At 62.0% G+C, this 21,661-nt stretch carries 25 protein-coding genes; 15 read left to right on the forward strand and 10 right to left on the reverse strand.

Annotated features, from left to right (window positions below; all coding sequences use genetic code 11):
- Positions 1-123 precede the first annotated feature (123 nt).
- The 5 genes from NE851_RS16085 to NE851_RS16105 all read left to right on the forward strand — a co-directional run bounded on the left by NE851_RS16085 (position 124) and on the right by NE851_RS16105 (position 2,532).
- Positions 124-858, forward strand: coding sequence for a L,D-transpeptidase family protein (locus NE851_RS16085; RefSeq protein ID WP_029868114.1), 735 nt, complete (start codon positions 124-126; stop codon positions 856-858).
- A 304-nt stretch (positions 859-1,162) separates the two neighbouring features.
- Positions 1,163-1,372, forward strand: coding sequence for a cold-shock protein (locus NE851_RS16090; protein ID WP_003546468.1), 210 nt, complete (start codon positions 1,163-1,165; stop codon positions 1,370-1,372).
- Between the two features lie 235 nt (positions 1,373-1,607).
- Positions 1,608-1,892 (forward strand): hypothetical protein, encoded by a 285-nt coding sequence (locus NE851_RS16095; RefSeq protein ID WP_029868111.1) that lies wholly within the window; start codon positions 1,608-1,610, stop codon positions 1,890-1,892.
- Between the two features lie 56 nt (positions 1,893-1,948).
- On the forward strand, positions 1,949-2,185 hold the full coding sequence (gene rpsU, locus NE851_RS16100; RefSeq protein ID WP_003569533.1) for a 30S ribosomal protein S21: 237 nt from the start codon (positions 1,949-1,951) through the stop codon (positions 2,183-2,185).
- Between the two features lie 113 nt (positions 2,186-2,298).
- Positions 2,299-2,532, forward strand: coding sequence for a hypothetical protein (locus NE851_RS16105; RefSeq protein WP_029868110.1), 234 nt, complete (start codon positions 2,299-2,301; stop codon positions 2,530-2,532).
- Positions 2,533-2,575: 43 nt separating this feature from the next.
- On the opposite strand, the gene NE851_RS16110 is transcribed toward NE851_RS16105, so the two are convergent.
- Positions 2,576-3,061 (reverse strand): MarR family winged helix-turn-helix transcriptional regulator, encoded by a 486-nt coding sequence (locus tag NE851_RS16110; RefSeq protein WP_047614211.1) that lies wholly within the window; start codon positions 3,059-3,061, stop codon positions 2,576-2,578.
- A 124-nt stretch (positions 3,062-3,185) separates the two neighbouring features.
- Here NE851_RS16110 and NE851_RS16115 point away from each other — a divergent pair, with 124 nt between their 5' ends.
- Positions 3,186-3,608, forward strand: a complete 423-nt coding sequence (locus NE851_RS16115) for an organic hydroperoxide resistance protein (protein ID WP_029868108.1) — start codon at positions 3,186-3,188, stop codon at positions 3,606-3,608.
- Positions 3,609-3,696: 88 nt separating this feature from the next.
- Here NE851_RS16115 and NE851_RS16120 read toward each other — a convergent pair whose 3' ends face one another.
- On the reverse strand, positions 3,697-4,290 hold the full coding sequence (locus tag NE851_RS16120) for a LysE family translocator (RefSeq protein ID WP_168333954.1): 594 nt from the start codon (positions 4,288-4,290) through the stop codon (positions 3,697-3,699).
- Positions 4,291-4,297: 7 nt separating this feature from the next.
- Entirely contained in the window at positions 4,298-4,819 is a 522-nt protein-coding gene (locus NE851_RS16125) for a MarR family winged helix-turn-helix transcriptional regulator (protein WP_168333955.1), read from the reverse strand.
- Positions 4,820-4,887: 68 nt separating this feature from the next.
- Here NE851_RS16125 and NE851_RS16130 point away from each other — a divergent pair, with 68 nt between their 5' ends.
- The 3 genes from NE851_RS16130 to NE851_RS16140 all read left to right on the forward strand — a co-directional run bounded on the left by NE851_RS16130 (position 4,888) and on the right by NE851_RS16140 (position 6,991).
- On the forward strand, positions 4,888-5,616 hold the full coding sequence (locus NE851_RS16130) for a DUF899 domain-containing protein (RefSeq protein ID WP_029868105.1): 729 nt from the start codon (positions 4,888-4,890) through the stop codon (positions 5,614-5,616).
- A 50-nt stretch (positions 5,617-5,666) separates the two neighbouring features.
- Positions 5,667-6,131, forward strand: a complete 465-nt coding sequence (locus NE851_RS16135) for a DUF1579 domain-containing protein (RefSeq protein WP_029868104.1) — start codon at positions 5,667-5,669, stop codon at positions 6,129-6,131.
- Positions 6,132-6,211: 80 nt separating this feature from the next.
- Entirely contained in the window at positions 6,212-6,991 is a 780-nt protein-coding gene (locus NE851_RS16140; RefSeq protein ID WP_168333956.1) for a VOC family protein, read from the forward strand.
- Between the two features lie 183 nt (positions 6,992-7,174).
- Here NE851_RS16140 and NE851_RS16145 read toward each other — a convergent pair whose 3' ends face one another.
- Positions 7,175-8,695 (reverse strand): ABC-F family ATP-binding cassette domain-containing protein, encoded by a 1,521-nt coding sequence (locus tag NE851_RS16145; protein WP_183905770.1) that lies wholly within the window; start codon positions 8,693-8,695, stop codon positions 7,175-7,177.
- 384 nt (positions 8,696-9,079) lie between these two features.
- Between NE851_RS16145 and NE851_RS16150 the strand changes: the two genes are divergently transcribed.
- Entirely contained in the window at positions 9,080-9,577 is a 498-nt protein-coding gene (locus NE851_RS16150) for a metal-dependent hydrolase (RefSeq protein WP_168333973.1), read from the forward strand.
- Between the two features lie 7 nt (positions 9,578-9,584).
- On the opposite strand, the gene NE851_RS16155 is transcribed toward NE851_RS16150, so the two are convergent.
- Entirely contained in the window at positions 9,585-11,177 is a 1,593-nt protein-coding gene (locus tag NE851_RS16155) for an ABC-F family ATP-binding cassette domain-containing protein (RefSeq protein WP_183905769.1), read from the reverse strand.
- 319 nt (positions 11,178-11,496) lie between these two features.
- The gene (locus tag NE851_RS16160) at positions 11,497-13,062 is read right to left on the reverse strand and encodes a helicase HerA-like C-terminal domain-containing protein (RefSeq protein ID WP_029868099.1); all 1,566 of its coding nucleotides are present in this window, start codon (positions 13,060-13,062) and stop codon (positions 11,497-11,499) included.
- 231 nt (positions 13,063-13,293) lie between these two features.
- Here NE851_RS16160 and NE851_RS16165 point away from each other — a divergent pair, with 231 nt between their 5' ends.
- The 3 genes from NE851_RS16165 (at position 13,294) to NE851_RS16175 (ending at position 14,697) form a co-directional block, all read left to right on the forward strand.
- Complete coding sequence (locus tag NE851_RS16165) at positions 13,294-13,686, forward strand: hypothetical protein (protein WP_003546502.1); 393 nt, start codon at positions 13,294-13,296, stop codon at positions 13,684-13,686.
- A gap of 99 nt (positions 13,687-13,785) precedes the next feature.
- On the forward strand, positions 13,786-14,241 hold the full coding sequence (locus NE851_RS16170; protein WP_254961520.1) for an NUDIX hydrolase: 456 nt from the start codon (positions 13,786-13,788) through the stop codon (positions 14,239-14,241).
- A gap of 132 nt (positions 14,242-14,373) precedes the next feature.
- A complete protein-coding gene (locus tag NE851_RS16175) occupies positions 14,374-14,697 on the forward strand; it encodes a hypothetical protein (protein WP_025554717.1) in 324 nt (107 codons plus the stop codon).
- Positions 14,698-14,712: 15 nt separating this feature from the next.
- Here the strand turns inward: NE851_RS16175 and zwf are convergent, their stop codons facing one another.
- The 3 genes from zwf to NE851_RS16190 all read right to left on the reverse strand — a co-directional run bounded on the left by zwf (position 14,713) and on the right by NE851_RS16190 (position 18,431).
- On the reverse strand, positions 14,713-16,230 hold the full coding sequence (gene zwf, locus NE851_RS16180) for a glucose-6-phosphate dehydrogenase (protein ID WP_025554806.1): 1,518 nt from the start codon (positions 16,228-16,230) through the stop codon (positions 14,713-14,715).
- A gap of 112 nt (positions 16,231-16,342) precedes the next feature.
- Positions 16,343-17,113, reverse strand: a complete 771-nt coding sequence (tam, locus tag NE851_RS16185) for a trans-aconitate 2-methyltransferase (protein ID WP_254961526.1) — start codon at positions 17,111-17,113, stop codon at positions 16,343-16,345.
- 43 nt (positions 17,114-17,156) lie between these two features.
- Entirely contained in the window at positions 17,157-18,431 is a 1,275-nt protein-coding gene (locus NE851_RS16190) for a hemolysin family protein (protein ID WP_025554804.1), read from the reverse strand.
- A gap of 709 nt (positions 18,432-19,140) precedes the next feature.
- Between NE851_RS16190 and NE851_RS16195 the strand changes: the two genes are divergently transcribed.
- Both NE851_RS16195 and NE851_RS16200 read left to right on the forward strand, forming a co-directional pair.
- Entirely contained in the window at positions 19,141-19,965 is an 825-nt protein-coding gene (locus NE851_RS16195) for an oxidoreductase (RefSeq protein ID WP_097542913.1), read from the forward strand.
- An 11-nt stretch (positions 19,966-19,976) separates the two neighbouring features.
- Positions 19,977-21,023, forward strand: a complete 1,047-nt coding sequence (locus tag NE851_RS16200) for an AraC family transcriptional regulator (protein WP_025554952.1) — start codon at positions 19,977-19,979, stop codon at positions 21,021-21,023.
- A 5-nt stretch (positions 21,024-21,028) separates the two neighbouring features.
- Here NE851_RS16200 and NE851_RS16205 read toward each other — a convergent pair whose 3' ends face one another.
- Positions 21,029-21,496 (reverse strand): cupin domain-containing protein, encoded by a 468-nt coding sequence (locus tag NE851_RS16205; RefSeq protein WP_025554954.1) that lies wholly within the window; start codon positions 21,494-21,496, stop codon positions 21,029-21,031.
- Between the last annotated feature and the right edge of the window lie 165 nt (positions 21,497-21,661).

A 21,661-nucleotide genomic window follows, 5' to 3' on the forward strand; every position in this document is an offset into this window, starting at 1 on the left:
CCATATCGTCTGCCCCAGGCCGGACACGTCTGCGTGAAGCTATGGTTTATTTGGCGCAAGCCGATAGATTCACTGATGTCGTTATCCCAGGATTCCCGCATCAAAGGAAATCAGTCCCGCGTCATGAGCTTCGATAGACATCTTTCCCGCCGTAGCTTTCTTTCCTTTTCGGCATTGACCGCAGCCTCCGCACTCACCGGCTGCGCCTCCAGCGCCAACACGGTGACATCAGGCGATACAACGATCATTTACCGTTCGCCCATGCGCCTGTTCCAGTCCCCGGGGGCGTCGAGCGTGCCGAGCGGAGCCGAGCTTGCCGTCATGTATGGCCCCATCGAGGACGGCGGCTTTCTCATTCCCGCCGTTCCCTACGAACAGATCGATCCGCGCTATTATCGCCAGCGCGTCGTCGATCCCACCGGCCAGCCGCCGGGCACCATCGTCGTCGATACGCCATCGCGTTTCCTCTATCTCGTCCAGAGCGATGGCATGGCGATGCGTTACGGGGTCGGCATCGGTCGCGAGGGTTTTGCCTGGCAGGGCTCGGGCGTTATCCAGTGGCGGCAGAAATGGCCGCGCTGGAAGCCGCCGAACGAGATGGTCGCCCGCCAGCCGGAACTCGTCAAATATTCGATCGACAACGGCGGCATGGAGCCGGGCCTGAAGAACCCGCTCGGCGCCCGCGCGCTCTATATCTTCTCGAATGGCGAGGACACGCTCTACCGCCTGCACGGCAATCCCGACTGGCGCTCGATCGGCAAGGCCGTCTCATCGGGCTGCGTGCGGCTGATGAACCAGGATATCATCGATCTCTACGACCGCGTGCCGACAAAGGCGCCGATCGTCGTCTGGCAGTAATGATCACCAGGGCGGCCCACAATCCGGCCGCCCCGGATCGATCCTTTTCCCCGAGGAAGTCGTTGCTTCCGCCCAAAAGCACCAGCTTTCGCTTGAGCAAGAGTTTTCATTTTGCGCCGCCAGGGGATTTTATTTTTCGAAATACCATTGCTTAATTCGATAAATATCCTACATGGTGCGTATCGAATTGCTTGCGACCTTTGTCCACGCGCTGAAGCGCTCCGTCAGATATCCTCTCAACATCGATACGGCTTGTCGGATATCTCTCCGCAGGCGAACACAAACGGTTGAAAAGGAGATCGTTATGAATTCAGGCGTCGTCAAGTGGTTCAATGGCACCAAGGGCTTTGGCTTCATCCAGCCCGATGATGGTTCTACCGACGTTTTCGTTCACATTTCAGCGGTTGAACGCGCCGGCATGCGCGAACTCGTTGAAGGCCAGAAGATCCGCTACGATCTCGTCCGCGACAAGAAGTCCGGCAAGAACTCGGCTGATAATCTTCAGGCCGCATGATTTGTCATTCGCCTGCGCTGACCATGAACATGGCGGCGGGCTGACCAAATGCTGGCAGCGAGCTGACCACGGATGTACTGGCAGCGAACTGACCAAAGATTGGCAGCGGGCTGAGTGACTGGAAGAGGTCGGGTCCGAGCCCGGCCTTTTTGCTTTGATCGCCTGGCTTTGCTGATTTGATCGCCCGGCCTTTGATTGATCGATTGCGCAGCCGAAGAGTCGAAGGGACGCTGAAATGGGCAGACCAAACTATAAAGTCGGCGACATGATCGTGCTGAAATCCGGCCTCACCCGCACGGCGAAAGCCGACAAGCGGTGCCGGATTTCCAGCATACTGCCCAACGACCACGGGCATGTGCAATATCGGGTCCAGTTCGATGCGGAGAATTTCGAGCGCCGCATCACTGAGGCCGATATCGATACGGGGGAAACGCCATCCAGGGTTTCTCCCGAGGCGGCGGCCAAGTCCGATGGCGCCGAGCCATGGCTGAAGTTTTCGAGCATCAAGATCGGGAAGTAGTCCCGCCGTTTTTACTATGACAGCGCGGCCTTGCCGCCGACAGGAAGGATATCGTTTTGCAGGTTCTCGTCAGGGATAACAACGTCGATCAGGCGCTCCGCGTGCTCAAGAAGAAGATGCAGCGGGAAGGTCTGTTCCGGGAAATGAAGGCGCGCAGCGCCTTTGAGAAGCCGTCCGAGAAGCGCGCCCGCGAAAAGGCCGAAGCCATTCGCCGCCAGCGCAAGCTTGCCCGCAAGAAGCTGCAGCGCGAAGGTCTGCTGCCGGCACCGAAGAAGGTTCTTCGCGCCCGCTAAACCTAGCCGTGGAATCACGGCGCCTGCCGTGGAATCGTGGCGCCAAACATGGAGCCGCGGTTCCAGCCGCGGAGCCACGACTCTAGCGCCGCCATCACCTGAGAAAGGGGCACATGACCGCCACCAAGGGAGAATTCTTCAATCCCGCCAAGCTCTCGTCTCGCGACAAGGCGGAAGCGACCGATCATACGGCGCGCGCCATCATCGCCGCTGAGGCATCGGCTCGTGACAAGAAGACGGAGAAGCTGAAAGCACTGCGCCTGCAGCAGGAGGCCGAAGCCGAACCTAAGGCGCCGCCTGCAAAGAAGCGCCGGTCGCCGGCCAAGCCGGCTGCGGGACGGCCCTAATCCTCGGTGGGTGCCCTTATTTAGGCTGACCGGGTGGATGCGTTCAGCCGTCCGTGCCGGCGTGGGCGAGATTGCCGCGCAGCCGATGCAGCATGTCGCGCATCTCGGCCATTTCCTTGAGCGTGCAGCCGGCGGCTTGCCCGATCGCCGTCATGATCGTATCGATCTCCCCCTTCATCGCCTCACCTCTCGGGGTCAGTGACACGATTACCTGCCGTTCGTCGCGCAGGTCGCGGATGCGCTTGATCAGTCCGCCCTGTTCCAGCCGTTTCAACAGCGGCGACAGCGTGCCGGAATCGAGATCGAGCTGCTCGCCGATCGTCTTCACCGGCAACTCGCTGCGTTCCCAGAGCACCAGCATCACCAGATATTGCGGATAAGTCAGCCCGACCCGGTCGAGGATTGGCTTGTAGGCGCGGGTGAAAGCATGCGCCGTCGCATAGACCGCGAAGCACAACTGCTTTTCCAGTCGTTTCTCCTCTTGCGGTATCTCCATCGTCTTCGTCGTGTGCGCTTTCATATCCATCATCCTTGAGGCCTTATTGTCCTCTTTTCGAATTCGAAATGCAATTTGCAAAATTCACTTGCGTACAATTTAATTGTGCTATATTGAAAGTCCAACCCGATCGAAGGGCCAATCAAAGGAGATCGTCATGCCTATTCTCTATACGACCAAAGCCTCTGCCACCGGCGGCCGCGCAGGCCGCGCCGTTTCCGAAAACGGCGTTCTGGACGTGACGCTGACCGTTCCCAAGGAACTCGGCGGCGACGGCGCGACCGGCACCAATCCCGAACAGCTCTTCGCTGCCGGTTACTCCGCCTGCTTCCTCGGTGCTTTGAAATTTGTCGCGGGCCAGCAGAAGGTCAAGATTCCGGAAGAGACGACGGTTTCCGCCAAGGTCGGCATCGGCCCGCGTGAAGATGGCGGCGGCTTCGGCATCGAAGTGGCGCTGACGGTCAATATCCCCGGTCTCGACCGTGAAACCGCCGAAAAGCTCGCCGCCGCGGCCCACATCGTCTGCCCCTACAGCCACGCCATGCGCACCTCGACCGAAGTTCCGGTTACGGTTGCCTGATCGGCTTTAAGAAAGGCGGCAGCCGCGATGGCTGCCGCAATCTGCCGGTAGGGCAGGGCCATTGACCTGGTGGGAAATCGGTTCGATTTCAGCTCCGCATCGCGATCAGCGCCGCCGAACCCGCCATCAGCCCTGCCGCCGACCGGTTCACCGCCCGCATCTGGCGTGGTGAGCGGATAAAGGCGCGGGCTCTTGCCGCGACCATGAGATAGGCGAGTTGCACGCCGAGATCGATCGCAAGGCCGAGAGCGACGATCACGGCAATCTGCGATACCGACAGCGCCGTCAGATCGAAGGCCTGTGGCAGCACCGCCCCGAAAAACACCACCGCCTTCGGATTGCCGAGCGTCAGCAGCATGCCGGCGACCAGGTCGCGCTTGCCGCCCGCCTGCGCCTGGATGCCATCAGGCGCGCTCGTCCAGAGCTTCCAGGCTATGAACAGCAGATAGGCGACCCCCAGCCATTTGACGATGACGAAGGCGGCTTCGAAGCGCAATGCCAGCGCCGAAAGCCCTGAGATCGCTGCCACCAGCCAGAGCGAATTGCCGGCGATCATGCCGAGGATGAAGGTAAGCGTCGAGCGCCCGCCACGCGTAAGCACCTGCGCGATCAGCGCGCCCTGGGCCGGTCCCGGAAGGGCGGCGGCGAGTGTGAAGGGAATGATGAAGAACCAGATGCTCATAGCCCGCCTATTCCGCCGTTGTCCGCCTGTTATGACGGGACGGCCGCGGCGACGCAGCGGCCTTCAGCGTTTCGGCCGGCATGGATGATAGCGCCTGCAGGTCCTGCCGCAGCCGCGCGGAACCGCTATCCGAGAGCCTGCCGTCAAGCAGCGCATGCGTCGCTTCCCAGATCGGCAGCGCCTTTGCCAGCGCCGCCTTGCCATCGGCGGTGAGGCTCAGCAGCCGGCCGCGCCTATCCCGGGGGTTCTCCATCACTGCGACCCAGCCCTTGCGCTGCAGCGGCTTCAGCGCCGCCGTCAGCGTTGTCTGGTCCATCGCGAGCAGGGCGGCGACCGGTCCCATCGGCGGCGGTTCCGGCCGGTTCAGCGACATCATCAGCGAAAACTGCCCGTTGGTCAGCCCCGCCGGCCTCAGCGCATCGTCGAACAGCCGGGCAAGTGCGCGCGCCGCCCGCTGCACATGCAGGCAGAGGCAGGTGTCGCGCACCATCAGCGTCGTGGAAAAGGGAATCTCGATCGAATTTGACATGCTCCATTTCTATTGATATCAATGTAATTAGTCAAGGAAAAGGAGCGTGCCGGAGGAGGGCGCATTCCATGCAGAATGAGGTTGTTTCCCGAGAAGAATGGCTCGAAGCTCGCCGCGCCCTGCTGGTAAAGGAGAAGGAGGCGACGCGGCTGCGCGACAGCGTCAACGCCGCCCGTCTGGCGCTGCCCTGGGTGAAGGTCGACAAGGATTATGTCTTCGACACGCCGGAGGGAAAGAAATCGCTCGCCGATCTTTTCGACGGCCGCAGCCAGTTGCTGGTCTATCATTTCATGCTCGGCCCCGATTGGGATGCCGGCTGCACCGGCTGCTCCTTCCTGTCGGATCATGTCGACGGCGCCCTGCCGCATCTGAACCATCACGACGTCACCTGGGTCGCCGTTTCGCGCGCGCCGCTCGACAAGATCGCCGCCTACAAGCGGCGCATGGGCTGGCAATTTCCCTGGGTCTCTTCCTTCGGCAGCGATTTCAATTTCGATTATCACGTTTCTTTCAGCCCGGAGGATCTTGCCAAAGACAAGGTCTTTTACAATTTCACGCCTATGCCGCCGGCTGATGCCAATGACGAGCTGCCGGGCCTCAGCGCCTTCTACCGCGACGACAAGGGCGAGGTCTTCCATACCTATTCGAGTTATGCCCGCGGCCCGGAAGAACTGATCGGCACCCTGATGATCCTCGACCGCGCCCCGAAGGGCCGTAACGAGGACAGCACGATGAATTTCGTGCGCCGCCACGACGAATATGAGGGGGCCCCGAAGGCGCCATCCTGCTGTCACTGAGCCGGGATGCGGAAAGACGACGCCACCATCACTCAAGGGAGAAGAGGACGATGAAGACCGCTGAAGTGCTGAAGGAACATTCCTTCCTGGAAAGACTGATCGGCGAATGGACCGTCACCGCACCCGATATGACCGGCAGCGAGCCTTGGACGGAAACCGTGCGCTCGCTGCACGGCATCTGGTTCGTCGCCGAAGGGACCGGCCGCATGCCGGATGGTAAAGAGGCGACCAGCATCCTGACGCTTGGCTACAACGCCGCAAAAGGCAAATATATCGGCAGCTGGATCGGCAGCATGATGGACTATATGTGGGTCTATGAGGGCGAGCTCGACGCATCCGGCAATGTGCTGGACCTCTATACGACAGGTCCCGACTTCAATGGCGAGGGACTTGCCGATTACTGCGAGCAGATCACCTTCACCGACGCCGATCACCGCACCTTCATCTCCAGCGCCAAGCAGCCTGACGGTTCCTGGAAGCAGTTCATGGAAGCACATTACGCCCGCAAGATCTGACAATCACGGCGCTCGACCTTGAAAGAAGGGGTTTCGAAAAAGAGGCCTCGGGAAAGGAGCGTCGAAAAAGGGAGAGTAGGATGTCCGAGACGCATGGAAAGTTCATCTGGTGCGAGTTGATGACCCCCGACACAGCGGTTGCTGCGAAATTCTACAGCTCCGTCGTCGGCTGGACGACCTCCGAGATGAAAATGGAGGGCATGCCGACCTATACGATCTTCGAGGCGAACGGCATCGGCGTCGCCGGCCTGATGGAGTTTCCGGCCGAACTCGAGGGCAAGGGCATTCCACCGAACTGGACGGGTTATGTTGATGTCGACGACGTCGATCAGTCGGCCAAGGATTTCGCCGCCAATGGCGGTTCGGTCCGCCGTCCGCCGGAAGACATCCCGACCATCGGCCGCTTCGCCGTCGTCGCCGATCCGGGTGGCGCGGTGATCTGTATCATGACGCCGGCGCCGATGGACAAAACCTGGCCGGAACTGGCCTTCGACGCGCCCGGCAATATCGGCTGGCACGAACTCTACGCCGGCAATGGCGAACAGGCGCTGGCCTTCTATTCCAAGCTGTTCGGCTGGACGAAGCACAGCGATTTCGACATGGGTCCGATGGGCGTCTACCATCTCTTCGCCCATGGTGGCCGGCAGATCGGCGGCATGATGACCAAGCCGGACAATATGCCGATGCCCTTCTGGTGCTACTATTTCATCGTGCCGGCGATCGACGCCGCGATCGAACGCGTCACCTCAGGCGGCGGCAAGGTCGTCAACGGCCCGATGGAAGTCCCCGGCGGCAGCTGGATCATCCAGGCCACCGACCCGCAAGGCGCCTTCTTCTGCCTGGTGGCGCCGAAGCGGTAGGTTTTGCCGCATTTTTGGCGGTGTGGCGTAAAGCCCCCTTATCCGCCCTACGGGCACCTTCTCCCCGAGGAGAGAAGGGGGAATCGAGACGTCGCCACGAGTCCCTTCTCCCCGCGGGGAGAAGGGCGGCAGCCGGATGAGGTGGCTTCACGGCACACGGCCAACACCAATCACACCCATCCATCACCCCGCAACCGAAGCAAAGAACCCTTCCGGGCTCTCCACCTCCACCAGCCGCTTCTTCTCGATCAGCCAGAACCGGTTGCCCACCGCCCGCACGAAACTGCGGTCGTGTGAGACCAGCAGGCAGCTCGCTTCATGCGACATCAGTTCGCCCTCCAGCGCTTCCTGTCCATCGATGTCGAGGTGATTGGTCGGCTCGTCGAGCAGATAGAAGTTCGGCTCGGTCAGCCGCAGCACCAGCATGCCGAGCCGCGCCTTCTGGCCACCGGACAGCTGGCCGATCGGTTTTGCCTGCATGTCGATCGTCATGCCGGCGCCGGCCAGCAGGGCCCGTGCCCGCTGGTCGCCGACATCGAAGCGGCGGATGATCGTGCCAATCGGCGTGTCGCTGTCGGCGAGATCGGCAAGCGCCTGGTCGCCATAGCCGAGCACGAGCGAAGGCGTCGCCTTGATGCTGTCGCGCGCCGTCTCCGGCCTTTCGATCGCCTGCTTCAGCATCGACACCAGCCGCGACTTGCCGGCGCCGTTGAGGCCGAGCAGCACGATGCGGTCGCCCTGGCAGATGAATTGCCGGCCGGTCTTGAATAGAGGCGTCCCATCCGGCGTCGTCACGGCCGCATCCTCCAGCGTCACGAGCACCTTGGCATGCGTGCCGCGATTGGCGAGCCGGATGGCGCCGGCCGAGCGCTCGAGATGCGCCGGTTTTGCCGCATCCTCCAGCTTCTCCGCCCGCTGCTTGAGCTGCTTCGTCTTGACGACGAGCAGGTCGCTGCCCGAATTGATGCCGATATTGTTGAGCTTCGCCGCCTGCTTGCGCAACTGCTCCGCCACTTTCATGTCGCGCTCGTAGCGCCGCGCCTCGGACGCATCGGCTTCGTCGAGGGCGGCGCGCGCTCGTGTGTAGGGCAGGGCGAAGACCGGCGATTGCTCCGGCCGCAGGAACAGCGTCCGGTTGGTCGTCGCATCGAGGAAGGCGCGGTCGTGGCTGGACAGGATCACCGGCACGTCGCGCGGCAGCGCATTCAGCCAGCCTTCGAGCTGGGCGATCTTTTCAAGGTCGAGATGGTTGGTCGGCTCGTCGAGCAGAAGCACGTCGGGCTCGCTCACCCAGGTGCGGGCAAGCATGGCCAGCCGTTGCCATCCGCCGCTCAGCTGCTTCAGCGGCCGCTGGCGCATGGCCTCCGGCACCTCGAGCGATTCCAGCACCACATCGACGCGCCAGCTCTCGCTTTCGGCCTGATCGGCCGGCAGCGCCTGCAGCACGGCATCATAGAACGGCGTGTCGAAAAGCCCCGGCGGCACATTCTGCGCGACATGGCCGACGGTCAGCCCGCGCGCCTTGGTGATCTCGCCCTCGCTCGGCTCCAGCGCGCCGGTGATGCAGGCAAGCAGCGTCGATTTCCCCCGCCCGTTGGCGGCGACGAGGCCGATGCGATCGCCAGTGTTGACGACGAGATTGAGCTTGGAAAACAACGGATTGCCCAGCGTCACGCCGAGATTGCGGATATTGATGAGTGTCATGATCGTTCTCTGGTCTTGACCGGGTATCACGCGCGATCCGGGGCATTCAGCCATCACGGGATTGCGTGTATCGGGCCCGGAAATTGAGAAAAATGCGCGCTGTCAGCTACGGCGCCGCATTGGCCACGAAGGGCAGACCAGGAAGAGATGTCGAGAAACGGCCTCTGGTCAGCCCTGCAAACGCATCTGCAGGGCGTTGACGGGACCACGCTGGCGATTAAACCGAAAATAATACTGCATTGCGTGATCCTCCTTTCTCAAAAAAGGTTGCCGGATCCAAATAACATTGCCCGCAAAAAGAGGCAAGTGAGCCGGCCCTGTGCCGATTCTAGCCATAAACCGCGCATAGTGGATTCTTCGGGACCGACCGGGAGAATAAGACGCATGCTCATTGCCCATTTGCCTGCAGGCTACCTTCTCGGGAGCGCCGTGCGGCAACGGTCCGCCGCACCTGGCATCATGACTGCAGCCTTGATCGGCAGCGTATTGCCGGATTTCGACATGGTCTATTTCTTCCTGACCGGCGGCAAAGTCCACCATCACGACTATGTCTCCCACTGGCCGCTTTTTTGGCTCGGCTTCGCCGCCACGGCCCTGCCGGCCATCAGTCGACTGGCGCCGGACTGGCTTCCCACGGTCGCCGCGTTTTTCGCAGCCGTCACACTTCATATGATTATGGATACCGTCGCTGCGCCGATGCTTTGGCTCGCGCCATTCGATTGGTCGAAATTCGAGCTGACGACGGTGCCGGCGACCTACAGCAATTGGATCGTGAGTTTCATGCTGCATTGGACCTTCGTTCTCGAACTCCTGATCTGCGTCACCGCGTTGATCGTTGCCGTCTGCCGAAACCGTCGCGTTGGAGGCCGGCAGCAGGCGTGAGCCGGAATTATCCCGGGTCGCCGGCAGGTAATTCCAGCCGCTGCTCTATCCCGATACTCTCGAGAAACGTCTCGTCATGGCTGACCACCAGCAGCGCCCCGTCATAAGCGCGCAGTCCGGCCTCAACCGCAGCAATCGAGTCGATGTCGAGATGATTGGTCGGCTCGTCGAGGATCAGGAGCGGCGGCGGTGCTGAGCCCAGGACGCAGGCAAGGCCGGCGCGCAGCAATTGCCCGCCGCTGAGCGCCGAGACGGTCTGCAGCGCCGCATCCGCCCTGAACATGAAGCGGGCAAGGGCCGCCCGGCAAGTATTCTCATCGGAAAGCGGATTGATCCGGCGGAAATTGTCGCGGATCGAGGCCGAGGGGTCGAGCAAGCTGACCTTCTGATCGAGCATCGTGAAAGCGGTCATGACGGCGACGGTGCCGGCCCAGGGTTCCAGTTCGCCGGTGATGAGCGCCAGCAAGGTGGTCTTGCCCGAGCCGTTGGGGCCGGTGACGGCGATCCGTTCCGGCCCCGTCACGTCGAAGGAGAGATCGCGGATGACGGGATCACCCGGCTGGTAGCCCGATGTCACGTCATCCATCCTGAGCACGATCTTGCTGGCGGGCAGCCCGGTCGGCGGCAAGGTGACCGACAAGGGTTGCAGGATCTCGATCTTTTCGCGCGCCGCCTTTGCCTCTTCCAGCGCCTGGGCGCGCCGCCGTTCGGCAAGCCGCGCGTTGTCGCCGCCCGTCGTTTGGCTCCGCTCCTTCATGCCACCGAGCATGATGCGCGGTATGCCGCCCTTGGCGGCCATCTTCCGCCCGGTACTGTCCCTGTGCGCCTGACGCTCCACCGTCGCCTGCGCCTTCCGTGCCACCTCGGCCACGCGTTTATCGGCTTCAGTGAGATCATGTTGTGCCGCCGCCAGCTCGAGCGCCTTGCGCTCGCGATAATGGCTCCAGTTGCCGCCATAGCGCGTGGCGCTGAGCGAGGTCAGTTCGACGATCGCATCGACGCTTTCAAGCAATTCCCGGTCATGGCTGACGATGATGGCGCCGGCCCGCCAGCCTGAAATCAGGCCGATCACCGCCTCGCGGCCATCGCGATCGAGATTGTTTGTGGGTTCGTCGAGCAGCAGGAAATCCGGTTCGGTGAAAACAAGCGCCGCAAGCCCGGCACGTGTGCGCTGCCCGCCCGAGAGTGCCGCAAGCGGGGTCTGCGCGGCCACGTCGAGGCCGGTGCGATTGAGCGCTGCGGCCATGCGTGCCTCCAGCGTCCAGTCGGCCGATGCCAGCTCGTCGGCCGTCGCCTCGCCGGCTTCGGCACGATGCAGAATAGCCAGCGCATCGGTGACGCCGAAGAGATCGCCGACCGTCTCGTCAGACGCCACCTGAACGCTCTGCCGCAGCACGCCGAGGCTGCCGCTGACGGAAACCGTCCCCGAATGCGGTTGGATATCGCCGCAGACGAGCTTCAGCAGCGTCGTCTTGCCGACGCCGTTGCGCCCGACAAGACCGGTGCGCTCCGACCCGAAGCTGAGGTCGAGATTGGAAAAAAGCGGCCGCCCGTCAGGCGCGGACCATGAAATCTGGAAGAGGGTGATGGATGCAGGCATGGATGTGGATTTCCTCGTTGGCAAGGCGAACTGGCGTTGCGATCGAGTTGAAATCCATTGCGGCACACATCCTGTTGAAGTGATCGATGGCGGGGAATTTAGGGAAGAAAGGCGGAAGGTTCAAGGCAAAGAGCCAACTGACCGCCCGCTTTCTGGCTGGCTTCGTCAGGAGATTGCCCCTCACCCTAACCCTCTCCCCGTAAACGGGGCGAGGGAACGTGCCCTGCGAGAGGGTGGTGGGGAACGGAAAGGTCGAGACACGTGGCCCGACCCCGGTCGGTGCCGGCAGGCGGATGAGGGCTTACGGCGCGCCGCAAACCTACCGCTTCAAACTCCCCAATATCCCGCGCACCAGCGCCCGGCCGACTTGGGTCGCCACCGTGCGCGCCACGCTCTTCATCGCCGCTTCCACCACCGTTTCGCGCTGGTAGCCGGAAGTCCTGCCACGCGATTGGCCGCGGCCCCGGTTGTCGTCGTCATTGCCGCCGCCGAAGCCCGGCAGGTTCCAGCCGGAGGTCGTGCCGCCCTGCTGCTGGGCCGCTTCTTCCTGCGCCCGCTTGGCGGCCTCGGCATCCGCCGCCTTCTTCGCCTTTGCCGCCAGCAGCTCGAAGGCGGATTCGCGGTCGATATCCTCGTCATAGACGCCGAGAACCGGACTCCTGTCCATGATCTGCTGGCGCTCGGCATCCGTCACCGGGCCGACGCGGCCCGACGGCGGGCGGATCAGCGTGCGCTCGACGATCGACGGCGCGCCCTTGGCTTCCAACGTCGAGACCAGCGCCTCGCCCGTGCCGAGATTGGTGATGACGGTGGCGCAATCGAAGGCCGGGTTGGCGCGGAAGGTATCGGCCGCCGTCCTCACCGCCTTCTGCTCGCGCGGCGAATAGGCGCGCAACGCATGCTGCGCCCGGTTGCCGAGCTGGGCGAGCACCGTTTCCGGCACGTCGAGCGGATTCTGGGTGACGAAATAGACGCCGACGCCCTTGGAACGGATCAGCCGCACCACCTGCTCGACGCGTTCGGTCAGCACCTTCGGCGCGTCGTTGAAGAGCAGATGCGCCTCGTCGAAGAAGAAGACGAGCTTCGGCTTTTCCGGATCGCCCACCTCGGGCAGTTCCTCGAAGAGCTCCGAGAGCAGCCAGAGCAGGAAGGTGGCGTAGAGGCGCGGGTTCATCATCAGCTTGTCGGCGGCGAGCACCGAGATCTGGCCATAGCCATTGTTGCTGGTGCGCATGATGTCGGTGATCTTCAGCGCCGGTTCGCCGAAGAAATGCTCGGCGCCCTGCTGTTCGAGAACGAGCAGCGCCCGCTGGATCGAGCCGACCGAGGCCCTGGAGATCAGGCCGTATTGGTTGGAAAGCTCGGTGGCGTTCTCGCCCATATAGTTGAGCAGCGAGGTGAAATCCTTGAGGTCGAGCAGCGGCAGCCCGGCCTGGTCGGCGATCTTGAAGGCGATGTTGATGACGCCTTCCTGCGGTTCGGAGGCATCCATCAGCCGGGCGAGCAGCAGCGGCCCCATCTCGGCGACCGTGGTGCGCACCCGGTGGCCTTTCTCGCCGAACAGATCCCAGAAGATCACCGGAAACTGGTCGAATTCATAATCGGTGAAACCGATCTGCTCGGCGCGTTTCGTCAGGAAATCCTTGGGCTCGCCCTTGGCGGCGATGCCGGAAAGATCGCCCTTGATATCGGCCGCAAAGACCGGAACGCCGGCCCGCGAAAAGCCTTCGGCGAGCACCTGCAGCGTCACAGTCTTGCCGGTGCCGGTGGCGCCGGTGACGAGGCCGTGGCGGTTGCCGAACTTCAGGTCGAGATATTCCGGCTTGTTGATGCTGTCATCGGGATTGCGGCTCGCGCCGATGAAAATCTTGCCTTCCTCGATCATTCGGAATGCTCCCTTCGGGCTTTGCCGCCATTTATGTCAGAAGGCTCGGTGTTCTCTCCCGCCGCCTTCATCGAACCATCGTTTCCCTGTTATAAGCAGGGAGATGGATGCGGACAACCGTTTGCATTAAAAGCAAAACCGGACAAAGTGCCCCCGCGGAGAGACCGGCTTGAGTTGCTGTGGAATTTCCATTAACGTTGACGTTAACGTCAAAATAACAGGAGGCTGACGATGAATGAAATTGTGACCCAGATCGCCGATCGCGTGGGTATTGCGCCCGACTTGGCCGAAAAGGCGCTCGGCATGATGCTCGGCTTCCTGCAGCGCGAGGCTGCCGATGGTCCGGTCGCCAAGATGATCGAAGCGATCCCCGGCGGCGCCGATCTCGTCGCCCAGTTCAATGGGGCAGGTGCCGGCGGCGGCGGCCTGCTCGGCGGGCTGATGAGCTCGCTCGGCGGCGGCGGCATCATGGGCCTTGGCCAGCAGCTGATGGGCGAAGGCCTCGGCATGGGCGAGATCACCTCGCTTGCCAAGGAAACCATCGCCATCGCCAAGCAATATGCCGGCGAAGAGGTGGTCGACGAGGTCGTCGCTTCCGTCCCCGGCCTCAGCCAGTTCGTCTGAGACGGGAGATCGGCATGAGCCTCGCGTTGCCGCGGGGCTCATATTCTTGCGCCGGAAGCGCGCTGTCCACTGGCTGCCCTATGAACGGAAGGAGAGCAGATGACCGTCTGGCGCCCGTCGCAGCAGATCAGGGTGAAGGTGATCGGCCTTGCCTGGCGGAAAGACCAACTGCTCGCCGCCGAAGTGGAGGATGACAGTGGCCGTATCAGGGGCGTTCGCCCGCTCGGCGGCGCCATCGAATTCGGCGAGAGCCGCGAAGAGGCCCTGCACCGCGAATTCCAGGAGGAGCTCGAAACGGCGATCCGCGTCGTTGGCCCCTGGCATCTGCTTGAAAACATCTACGAGCATCATGGCGCGACCGGCCACGAATATATCTTCGCCGCCGATATCGAACTGGCCGATGAAAGCCTCTATGAGCGCGACGAAATCCGCTATTCCGAACTCGATGAGACGGCGGCGACGGCGCGCTGGTTCGGCCGCGACAGGTTGCGCGAGGCCGGCATCGATCTTTATCCGACAGGTCTCGAAAGACTGCTGTCGCGCTGGCGAGGCTGAGCCTGGTATCGCCCGCTTAGAGGACTGATATCCCGATCGCCAAACTTTGATCGCCAGTGCCCGCTTCCGGGGGGAACAATGAGGTCGTCCTGCTGTTTCTGTCGCATCGATGAAACCAGAAGGAATAGCATCATGCGCAGGTTTATTGCAGCAGCCTCGATCGCTCTCCTCAGCCTCTCCGCCCCGGTTCTTGCCCAGTCGAACATGGGCATGGATGCCAGCGGCCGGATCGACGGCACGCCGCCGCTCGGCACCGCGCCCGGAGCCGAAACGCAAAGCGGGCTGATAATCCCGCTCGACTCAATCGAAACCGGCAGCATCGACAATGAGCCAGTCAGCGGCCCCGTCGACTGGGCGCGCTGCCCGCCGCGCAAGGCGCGGGGAGCGCTGGCCACCGAAGGCGGCAACAGCGGCGCCTCGGTCAGCGCCGCATGCCGTGACGAGGGAAATCAGTAATATCAGGGGAGGGCGCTATTTGCCGTCCTTCTTGTCGTGATGCAGAATGACGCCGAGTTCATGCCACTCCCGCCTGTCGCGCTGGATCAGTTCGTCGGCTGAGGCAGGTCCCATGCTGCCCGGCGCGTAAGCGTCGGGCACGCTCTGATCCCTAGCCCAGATATCGAGGAAGGGCTGCACCGCCGCCCATCCTGCCTCGATGCCGTCGGCACGCTGGAACAGCGTCTGGTCGCCGATGAAGAGATCGTAGAGCAGTGATTCATAGCCGGTCGTCTTGGCGATATCGAATTTGTCCGCATAGCGGAAATCAAGGGAGACCGGCACGGTATCGACGGAAAGCCCCGGCGACTTGATCGAGATTTCCATGCTCATGCCTTCGTCCGGCTGCACCTGGATCACCAGCCGGTTCGGCGGCAGGCGGCGCTTGACGTCGGTCTCGCGAAACTGCGCGAAGGGAACCGGCTGAAAGGTGATGACGATCTCGGTGTCGCGCGCCGTCAGCGCCTTGCCGGTTCTCAGATAGAAGGGCACGCCGGCCCAGCGCCAGGTATCGGCATAGAGCTTCAGTGCCACGAAGGTCTCGGTCCTGCTGTCGGGCGAAACGTCCTTGGTGTCGCGATAGGCCGGAAGTTCAGCACCATTGAGCGGACCTGCGGCATAGGCGCCACGCACGCCATGCGTCTTGGCCTCCTCCGGTGTATAGATGCGCAGCGCCTTCAGCACCTTGCTCTTCTCGTTGCGGATCGCTTCGGCATCGAAGCTGTTCGGCGGCTCCATGGCGATCATCGCCAGCAGCTGGAAGAGATGGTTCGGCACCATGTCGCGCAGCGCGCCGGTTGCGTCGTAGAATTTGCCGCGGCTGCCGACATCGACGATCTCGGCGGCGGTGATCTGCACATGATCGATATAGCGGCTGTTCCACAAAGACTCGATCATCATATTGGCGAAGCGCGCCGTCATCAGGTTCTGCACCGTCTCCTTGCCGAGGAAATGGTCGAGCCGGTAGACTTGGCTTTCTTCAATCTGGGCGAGGATCTGCGCATTCAGCGCCTGCGCCGAGGCGAGATCGGTCCCGAACGGCTTCTCGATGGCGACGCGGCGGAAAATGCCGTCGCTTTCATCGGTCAGCCCGTGAGCGGCGAGCTTCTCGACGATCGTGCCGAAAAAGGATGGCGGTACCGCGAGATAGAAGGCGGCATTGGCATTCGGCCCCAGCCGCTTGCCGATCTCGACGAAAATATCGTCCTTGGTGAAATCCCCGGACGTATAGGAAATGCGCCGGCGCAGGCTTTCCCATGCTTCGTCCTTGACCCTCGGCTCTTCGCCGCTGAGATGGTTGAGGAACTGGTCGAGCCGCCCGCGCAGGAATTCGTCGTCACCCGGCTCGATGCCGATGCCGAGAATGTGGAGATCGTCGCCGACGAGGCGGCTGCGCGTCAGATTGATGATCGCCGGCACCAGCAGGCGGCGCGTCAGGTCGCCCGTCGCGCCGAAGATGACCAGGGTGACCGGCGGGGTGGGGGCAGCGTCCATGTGTCATCTCCTTGCAATTTGCGGCCGACTATAATGCGTGCCGGTTTCGCCGCAACATAGGCGGCGAGGGGTAACAGGCATTTGACATCCTCTGGCGTGCGCCCGAGGTCGGTTACGCTTTGACCGCCACCATGAAAATCCTCGGAAACCTGAGCAGCACCCGGCCATCCGAAAGCTTGGGATAGGCCTGTTCCACCCGCTTGAGGTAATCGGCCAGGAAGGCCTCGCGATGCTGCTCGCCGGCATGGGCGAGATAGGGCATCAACCCGGTTCCCTTCACCCATTCGACGATCGCGGCCGCATCGGCCATCGGGTGATTGTAGATGGTGTGCCAGATATCGACGCGCGAGGCTTTGGCGATCAGCCTGTCGTAATAGGCGGAGGGCGGCGGCAGCGCCTGGCGGCGCACGCTCTTCGCCTCGAAGGCGGCCTTCCATGGGCCGGCATGCGCCGTTTCCTCCATCGCCAGATGCGAGGGTTCGCCGAGATTGTCGGGCATCTGCACCGCGAGCACGCCGCCTGCGGAAAGCCCGTCCATCAGCCGGTCGAAAATGTCGATATGATCGGGCAGCCATTGGAAGACGGCATTGGCAAACAGCAGGTCGGCCGGTTCCGTGGGCTGCCAGCTGCCGAGATCGGCCTCGACGAAATCAGTGCCTGGAAGCCGCTTGCGGGCCGCCTCCAGCATGTTCATGTCGCTGTCGAGGCCGGAGACGCCGGACGCTCCGTAACGCTCGATGATCAGTTCGGTGGAATTGCCGGGTCCGCAGCCGAGATCGACGGCGTGGCGAAGGCTTTGCAGCGGCACCTGCGCCAGAAGGTCACGCGCCGGTCGCGTGCGCTCGTCCTCGAATTTCACATATTGATGGGCGGACCATGCCATGGCGTTCACTCCTGCTGTATCTGTGTAAGGCGCCTGCCGACCTTCATTCAGCCGACACAAGTATCTTGTCCACGCGCCTTCCGTCGAGATCGACGACTTCGAAGCGCCACCCATCTCTCGTGAAGCTCTCGCCCAGTTCCGGCAGATGTTTCAGCTCTTCCAGCACCAGGCCGGCCACAGTCTGATATTCCAGATCGTCATCGAGCTTGAGGTTTAGGAATTCAGCGAACTCGTCAATCGGCGTCCAGCCCGACACGAGATAGGAACCGTCGTCTCGACGAGCGATGGCCTGTTCATCGACAGGTCCCTCCTGGAGAGCCCCCATGATCGCTTCCAAAATGTCGCCTGACGAAACAACTCCCTCGAAATGGCCGTACTCGTCGAAAACCAGCACCATGTGAACGGGCGATTTCCGGATTGCCTCAATAACGTTGATGGCCGTTGAAAGGTCTGAAACCACCGGGACATCGTGTGTCAGAGCCTTGATATCGGCGCTGCCGTGTTCGGACATCGAGTCGTAGAAGTCCTTGACCGGAAGAATGCCAATCACCTCGTCCGAACTGCCTTTTCGAACGGGCAACCGCGACCGTTTCGTCCTGTGCAGCTGGGTCCGAATTTCCTCGAGGCTGTCGTCAATATCAATGATTTCGACGTCTCGCCGGGGCGTCATAAGCGCTCGGGCGGTGCGGTCCGCCAGCCGCATGACGCCTGATATCATCGCAGACTCTTCGCTTTCAATCACGCCAGCCGACTGCGCCTCGGCCAGTACGGTTTTGATCTCTGCGTCGGAGACATTGTCGCCGCCTTTTCCCGACTGGCCCAGGAGCTTCAGCACCAGATTTCCGGAGGCGTTCAGAAGCCACACGAGGGGCAACGCAATTTTTGAAAGCACCGCCATGGCGGGTGCGACCTTGGCCGCAACCGCCTCGGGTTCTCGCAATGCGATCTGCTTTGGAACAAGTTCGCCGATGATCAAGGAAAGATATGTGATTGCCACGACGACCGAACCGACGCCGATGGCATCAGCGGCCGTCGAGGACAACCCTTGTGCTTCCAGCCATCCGCTCAGCCGGCCCCCGAGCGTGGCGCCTGAGAAAGCGCCCGAGAGAACACCGACCAGCGTGATGCCGATCTGCACCGTGGAGAGAAAACGTCCGGGGTTTTCAGCGAGTTTGATCGCTTGAGCGGCACCCTTGCTCCCATTGTCGGAGAGAACCTTTAGGCGGGCCGTTCGCGAAGACACAACGGCCAGCTCCGACATGGCGAGCACACCATTCAGGATGGTGAGAAATGCCACAATTCCAATTTCCAGAAACACAGGGACCCTATTCGTTGAGGTTGTCATACCGCATTCATCAGGCGAAGCGGCGAGGTATTCGAAGGGACGCTACTATAGACGCATCACCTGTCGTCTTTCCATCATCGTGTTACATCGGTGTAGGTTCCATCCGTTTTCAGAATTCGGTGAGTGGCAACCCCGACCCATGGGGAAAGGGCCGAATCCAGTCGAAAGACATCAGCGACCATAAGCGGTCGTCGTCATGAGGGACCGCTCCTTGTGAAGTGGAAGTCATAGGTCGTCGGGAAAAGCGGGCCGGCATGCGGCCGCCCGTCATGCTCGATGACGTGGAAAGCGGCTGCTCGCTGCGGGAGCCTGAGGTGTCCAGGGCAAGGAGGAGGTCATCGCGCCATCTACAGTGGTCGCCAGCGTCCTCGGCCGGGAGATCCCGGTTGGAACGGGCGGAGCTTGTACTGGATGGGTCGCTGTCAGGCATGGCGCAATTTTGGCGGTGAAACGCTTCCGGCGCAAGAGGCGCCGGACGAAAATCCTTATAGCGTCTTGATATGACAGTTTTGAAAATAGCGGCAGCGCCGCGTTCCGGTTGAGAATTTCAGGGGAATTTTCGTGTTTCTACAGCGATGGAGGAACAACCGCTTTGGCGTATTATGCAAGTGCCTTGGCATCTCTCGTCAGTGATCGGGGGCCAAACGAGCCCTAGATGATCTCATCACAAAGAGAGGTCGAGATGATTGACAAGAAAACCGCACTCGTTACAGGCGCATCCTCCGGAATGGGCAAGGCGATCGCCAAGCGTCTGCTCGTCGATGGCTACAGGGTCTACGTCGCCGCCCGCCAGGTCGAGAAGATGGAAGACCTTGTACGGCTCGGCGCTACGCCCTTGCGCATGGACATATCGAGGGAAGGTGAGATCAAAGCCGCTGTTGAAACGATTCTGGCGGAAGTCGGCACTATCGACGTGCTGGTCAACAATGCCGGCTTCGGGCTCTACGGTCCGGTTGAGGAGATCGGTATCGACGAGGCCCGCTACCAGTTCGAGGTGAATGTGTTCGGCCTGGCGCGGCTGACGCAGCTTCTGCTTCCAGCGATGCGTGGGAAGGGCGCCGGCACGATCGTCAACATCACCTCCATGGGCGGCAAGATTTACACTCTGCTCGGCGCTTGGTACCACGCCACCAAACATGCGCTGGAAGGTTGGTCGGACTGCCTGCGGCTGGAGCTTGCCCCGTTCGGGATCCGAGTCGTGATTGTCGAACCCGGCCTGATCGAAACGGGATTTGGCGACGTCGTTGCCGACGGACTCATCAAGCGTTCGGGGAAGGGGCCCTATGCCGAGGTGACGCAGGCGGTTGCCAAGTCGACGCGCGAAGCTTACGGCCATGGCCGCGGCACCGATCCCGATGTGATCGCCGACATCGTCTCCAAGGCGGTCAAAGCGAAAAAACCGCGCACGCGCTACGTCGCCGGCAAGTATGCGAAGCCGATGATCATGATTCGCAACTGGTTCGGCGATCGCATATTCGACCGCGTGATCATGAGCCAGATGCGATAGGGGAGGCAGCCATGAGTGGAGCGCCGGCAGATCGGTGCAAGATACCGCGGGCTTTCTGGCTCGCGGTCGAGCATATCGGTGTGCCGCCCGCGGCGCTGCTGCGGCAGGCGCGCCTGCCGGCGACTTTGCACCTGAATGGCCAGGGTCTGGTCAGCACGGCGCAGTTCTTCGCCCTCTGGCGGGCGCTGGAGGAACTGACGGCGGATCCGGGCCTCGGGATCAAACTGGTTGAATCGGCGGAAACCGCCGTGCACCCGCCCTCCAGCCTCGCGGCCTTCCATGCCCGCGACTATCGGGACGGGTTGTCGCGATTAGCCCGGTTCAAGCGGCTTTGCACCCCGGAGCAATTGCACTTTTCCGAGCAAAGCGGGGAATGCACGATCAAGGTCGAGTGGCTCTACGCCACCGAACCGGAGCCGGCAGTCGCCGTCGATGTAGACTTCGCCACGCTGGTCGAACTCGGCCGGCGCGGTACCGGGCAAAGGCTGACGCCGGTTCGCGTGGAATTCCAGCGCGCCGGTCCGCAGCGCGACGCGCATCGATCCTATTTTGGATGCCCCATCCGCTATGGACAATCCCGCAACGCCCTGATTCTCAAATCCGCCGATCTCGGCCGGCCTTTCCTCGGGCACAATCCGGAACTGCTCGAACTCCTCACGCCCGCCCTTGCCTCAGCACTTGGCGAAATCCAGGCGCGCAGTGCAATCCGCGAGCAGGTCAAGATCGTTCTGAAGAGAAGCCTGGCGAGCGGCCGGCCGGAACTGTCCGATGTGGCCTTCGACCTGGGCATGAGTGAGCGCACACTGCAGCGCCGGATCACCGATGAGGGCTCGACCTTCCGGGAGTTGCTCGTCGAAGCACGTCAGGAATTGGGGAGGCAATTGCTCTCCGATCCCTCAGCCGGGATTGACGAGGTCGCGTGCCTGCTCGGCTATCAGGATACAAGCTCCTTCTATCGCGCTTTTCGGGATTGGGAAGGCGTGACGCCCAACCAGTGGCGGGAACGCAACCTGGGACACCTCGGACGCCGAGTGATTGCCGGCGTCTCCGTGCATTAGATCCATCACGCCGCCAGGATCGTAATCCCGTAAGCATTGGCGGCGGCCGTCATGCGGGCGATGGTCTCAGTCGAAGGGCTGGCCTTCGGGGGTTCGGTCGCGCCCTCCGCTTCGATGAACTCGGCCATCTCACGATCAACGATCGCGGAAAACACCACCGGGACGGTTCCGCGGTTGGCATAGCCATGCACCATGAAGGGCGGGATGGTGACGATGTCGCCGGCACTGGCCTCGATCTCTTCCGGGCCGCTGTCGCTCAGGCGCCAGATCGTCAGACGTCCCTCGCGGATGCGGAACACTTCAGGGCTCGCATGCGCATGTTTCGGCGTCCGGCTGCCTGATGGCACAGTGACGTCGAAGATATTCAGCCAGGTTCCGCTGATTCTAAGCCGCCGCTCGACCCGGTCGCCGAGAACGAAAAACCGCTTCGCCTCGTCACTGCCATGCATTTTCACAAATGAGTTGGACATCATGTCTCTTTCTTTTTCTTCCAGGGCTTTTTCTTGCGGGCGCAGCCGTTAAACCTCTACGCCGCTTTTGACAACCACACTGTTGTCTGGGGCAACATTGCCAAGCGCCTTCAACGCGGCGCTTCGGTCGCCGAAGCGATGAACGTACGGCTCCGTTGCCGAGAGTTC

The sequence above is a fragment of the Rhizobium anhuiense bv. trifolii genome (assembly GCF_024346605.1).
In the GTDB taxonomy this organism is placed as follows: Bacteria; Pseudomonadota; Alphaproteobacteria; order Rhizobiales; family Rhizobiaceae; genus Rhizobium; species Rhizobium anhuiense.

Bases quoted from the DNA above. Each gene is read 5' to 3' on its own strand.
- NE851_RS16085 (WP_029868114.1), top strand. From the start codon at position 124: ATGAGCTTCGATAGACATCTTTCCCGCCGTAGCTTTCTTTCCTTTTCG.
- NE851_RS16090 (WP_003546468.1), top strand. From the start codon at position 1,163: ATGAATTCAGGCGTCGTCAAGTGGTTCAATGGCACCAAGGGCTTTGGC.
- NE851_RS16095 (WP_029868111.1), top strand. From the start codon at position 1,608: ATGGGCAGACCAAACTATAAAGTCGGCGACATGATCGTGCTGAAATCC.
- NE851_RS16105 (WP_029868110.1), top strand. From the start codon at position 2,299: ATGACCGCCACCAAGGGAGAATTCTTCAATCCCGCCAAGCTCTCGTCT.
- NE851_RS16110 (WP_047614211.1), bottom strand. From the start codon at position 3,061: ATGATGGATATGAAAGCGCACACGACGAAGACGATGGAGATACCGCAA.
- NE851_RS16115 (WP_029868108.1), top strand. From the start codon at position 3,186: ATGCCTATTCTCTATACGACCAAAGCCTCTGCCACCGGCGGCCGCGCA.
- NE851_RS16120 (WP_168333954.1), bottom strand. From the start codon at position 4,290: ATGAGCATCTGGTTCTTCATCATTCCCTTCACACTCGCCGCCGCCCTT.
- NE851_RS16125 (WP_168333955.1), bottom strand. From the start codon at position 4,819: ATGTCAAATTCGATCGAGATTCCCTTTTCCACGACGCTGATGGTGCGC.
- NE851_RS16130 (WP_029868105.1), top strand. From the start codon at position 4,888: ATGCAGAATGAGGTTGTTTCCCGAGAAGAATGGCTCGAAGCTCGCCGC.
- NE851_RS16135 (WP_029868104.1), top strand. From the start codon at position 5,667: ATGAAGACCGCTGAAGTGCTGAAGGAACATTCCTTCCTGGAAAGACTG.
- NE851_RS16140 (WP_168333956.1), top strand. From the start codon at position 6,212: ATGTCCGAGACGCATGGAAAGTTCATCTGGTGCGAGTTGATGACCCCC.
- NE851_RS16145 (WP_183905770.1), bottom strand. From the start codon at position 8,695: ATGACACTCATCAATATCCGCAATCTCGGCGTGACGCTGGGCAATCCG.
- NE851_RS16150 (WP_168333973.1), top strand. From the start codon at position 9,080: ATGCTCATTGCCCATTTGCCTGCAGGCTACCTTCTCGGGAGCGCCGTG.
- NE851_RS16155 (WP_183905769.1), bottom strand. From the start codon at position 11,177: ATGCCTGCATCCATCACCCTCTTCCAGATTTCATGGTCCGCGCCTGAC.
- NE851_RS16160 (WP_029868099.1), bottom strand. From the start codon at position 13,062: ATGATCGAGGAAGGCAAGATTTTCATCGGCGCGAGCCGCAATCCCGAT.
- NE851_RS16165 (WP_003546502.1), top strand. From the start codon at position 13,294: ATGAATGAAATTGTGACCCAGATCGCCGATCGCGTGGGTATTGCGCCC.
- NE851_RS16170 (WP_254961520.1), top strand. From the start codon at position 13,786: ATGACCGTCTGGCGCCCGTCGCAGCAGATCAGGGTGAAGGTGATCGGC.
- NE851_RS16175 (WP_025554717.1), top strand. From the start codon at position 14,374: ATGCGCAGGTTTATTGCAGCAGCCTCGATCGCTCTCCTCAGCCTCTCC.
- zwf (WP_025554806.1), bottom strand. From the start codon at position 16,230: ATGGACGCTGCCCCCACCCCGCCGGTCACCCTGGTCATCTTCGGCGCG.
- tam (WP_254961526.1), bottom strand. From the start codon at position 17,113: ATGGCATGGTCCGCCCATCAATATGTGAAATTCGAGGACGAGCGCACG.
- NE851_RS16195 (WP_097542913.1), top strand. From the start codon at position 19,141: ATGATTGACAAGAAAACCGCACTCGTTACAGGCGCATCCTCCGGAATG.
- NE851_RS16200 (WP_025554952.1), top strand. From the start codon at position 19,977: ATGAGTGGAGCGCCGGCAGATCGGTGCAAGATACCGCGGGCTTTCTGG.
- NE851_RS16205 (WP_025554954.1), bottom strand. From the start codon at position 21,496: ATGATGTCCAACTCATTTGTGAAAATGCATGGCAGTGACGAGGCGAAG.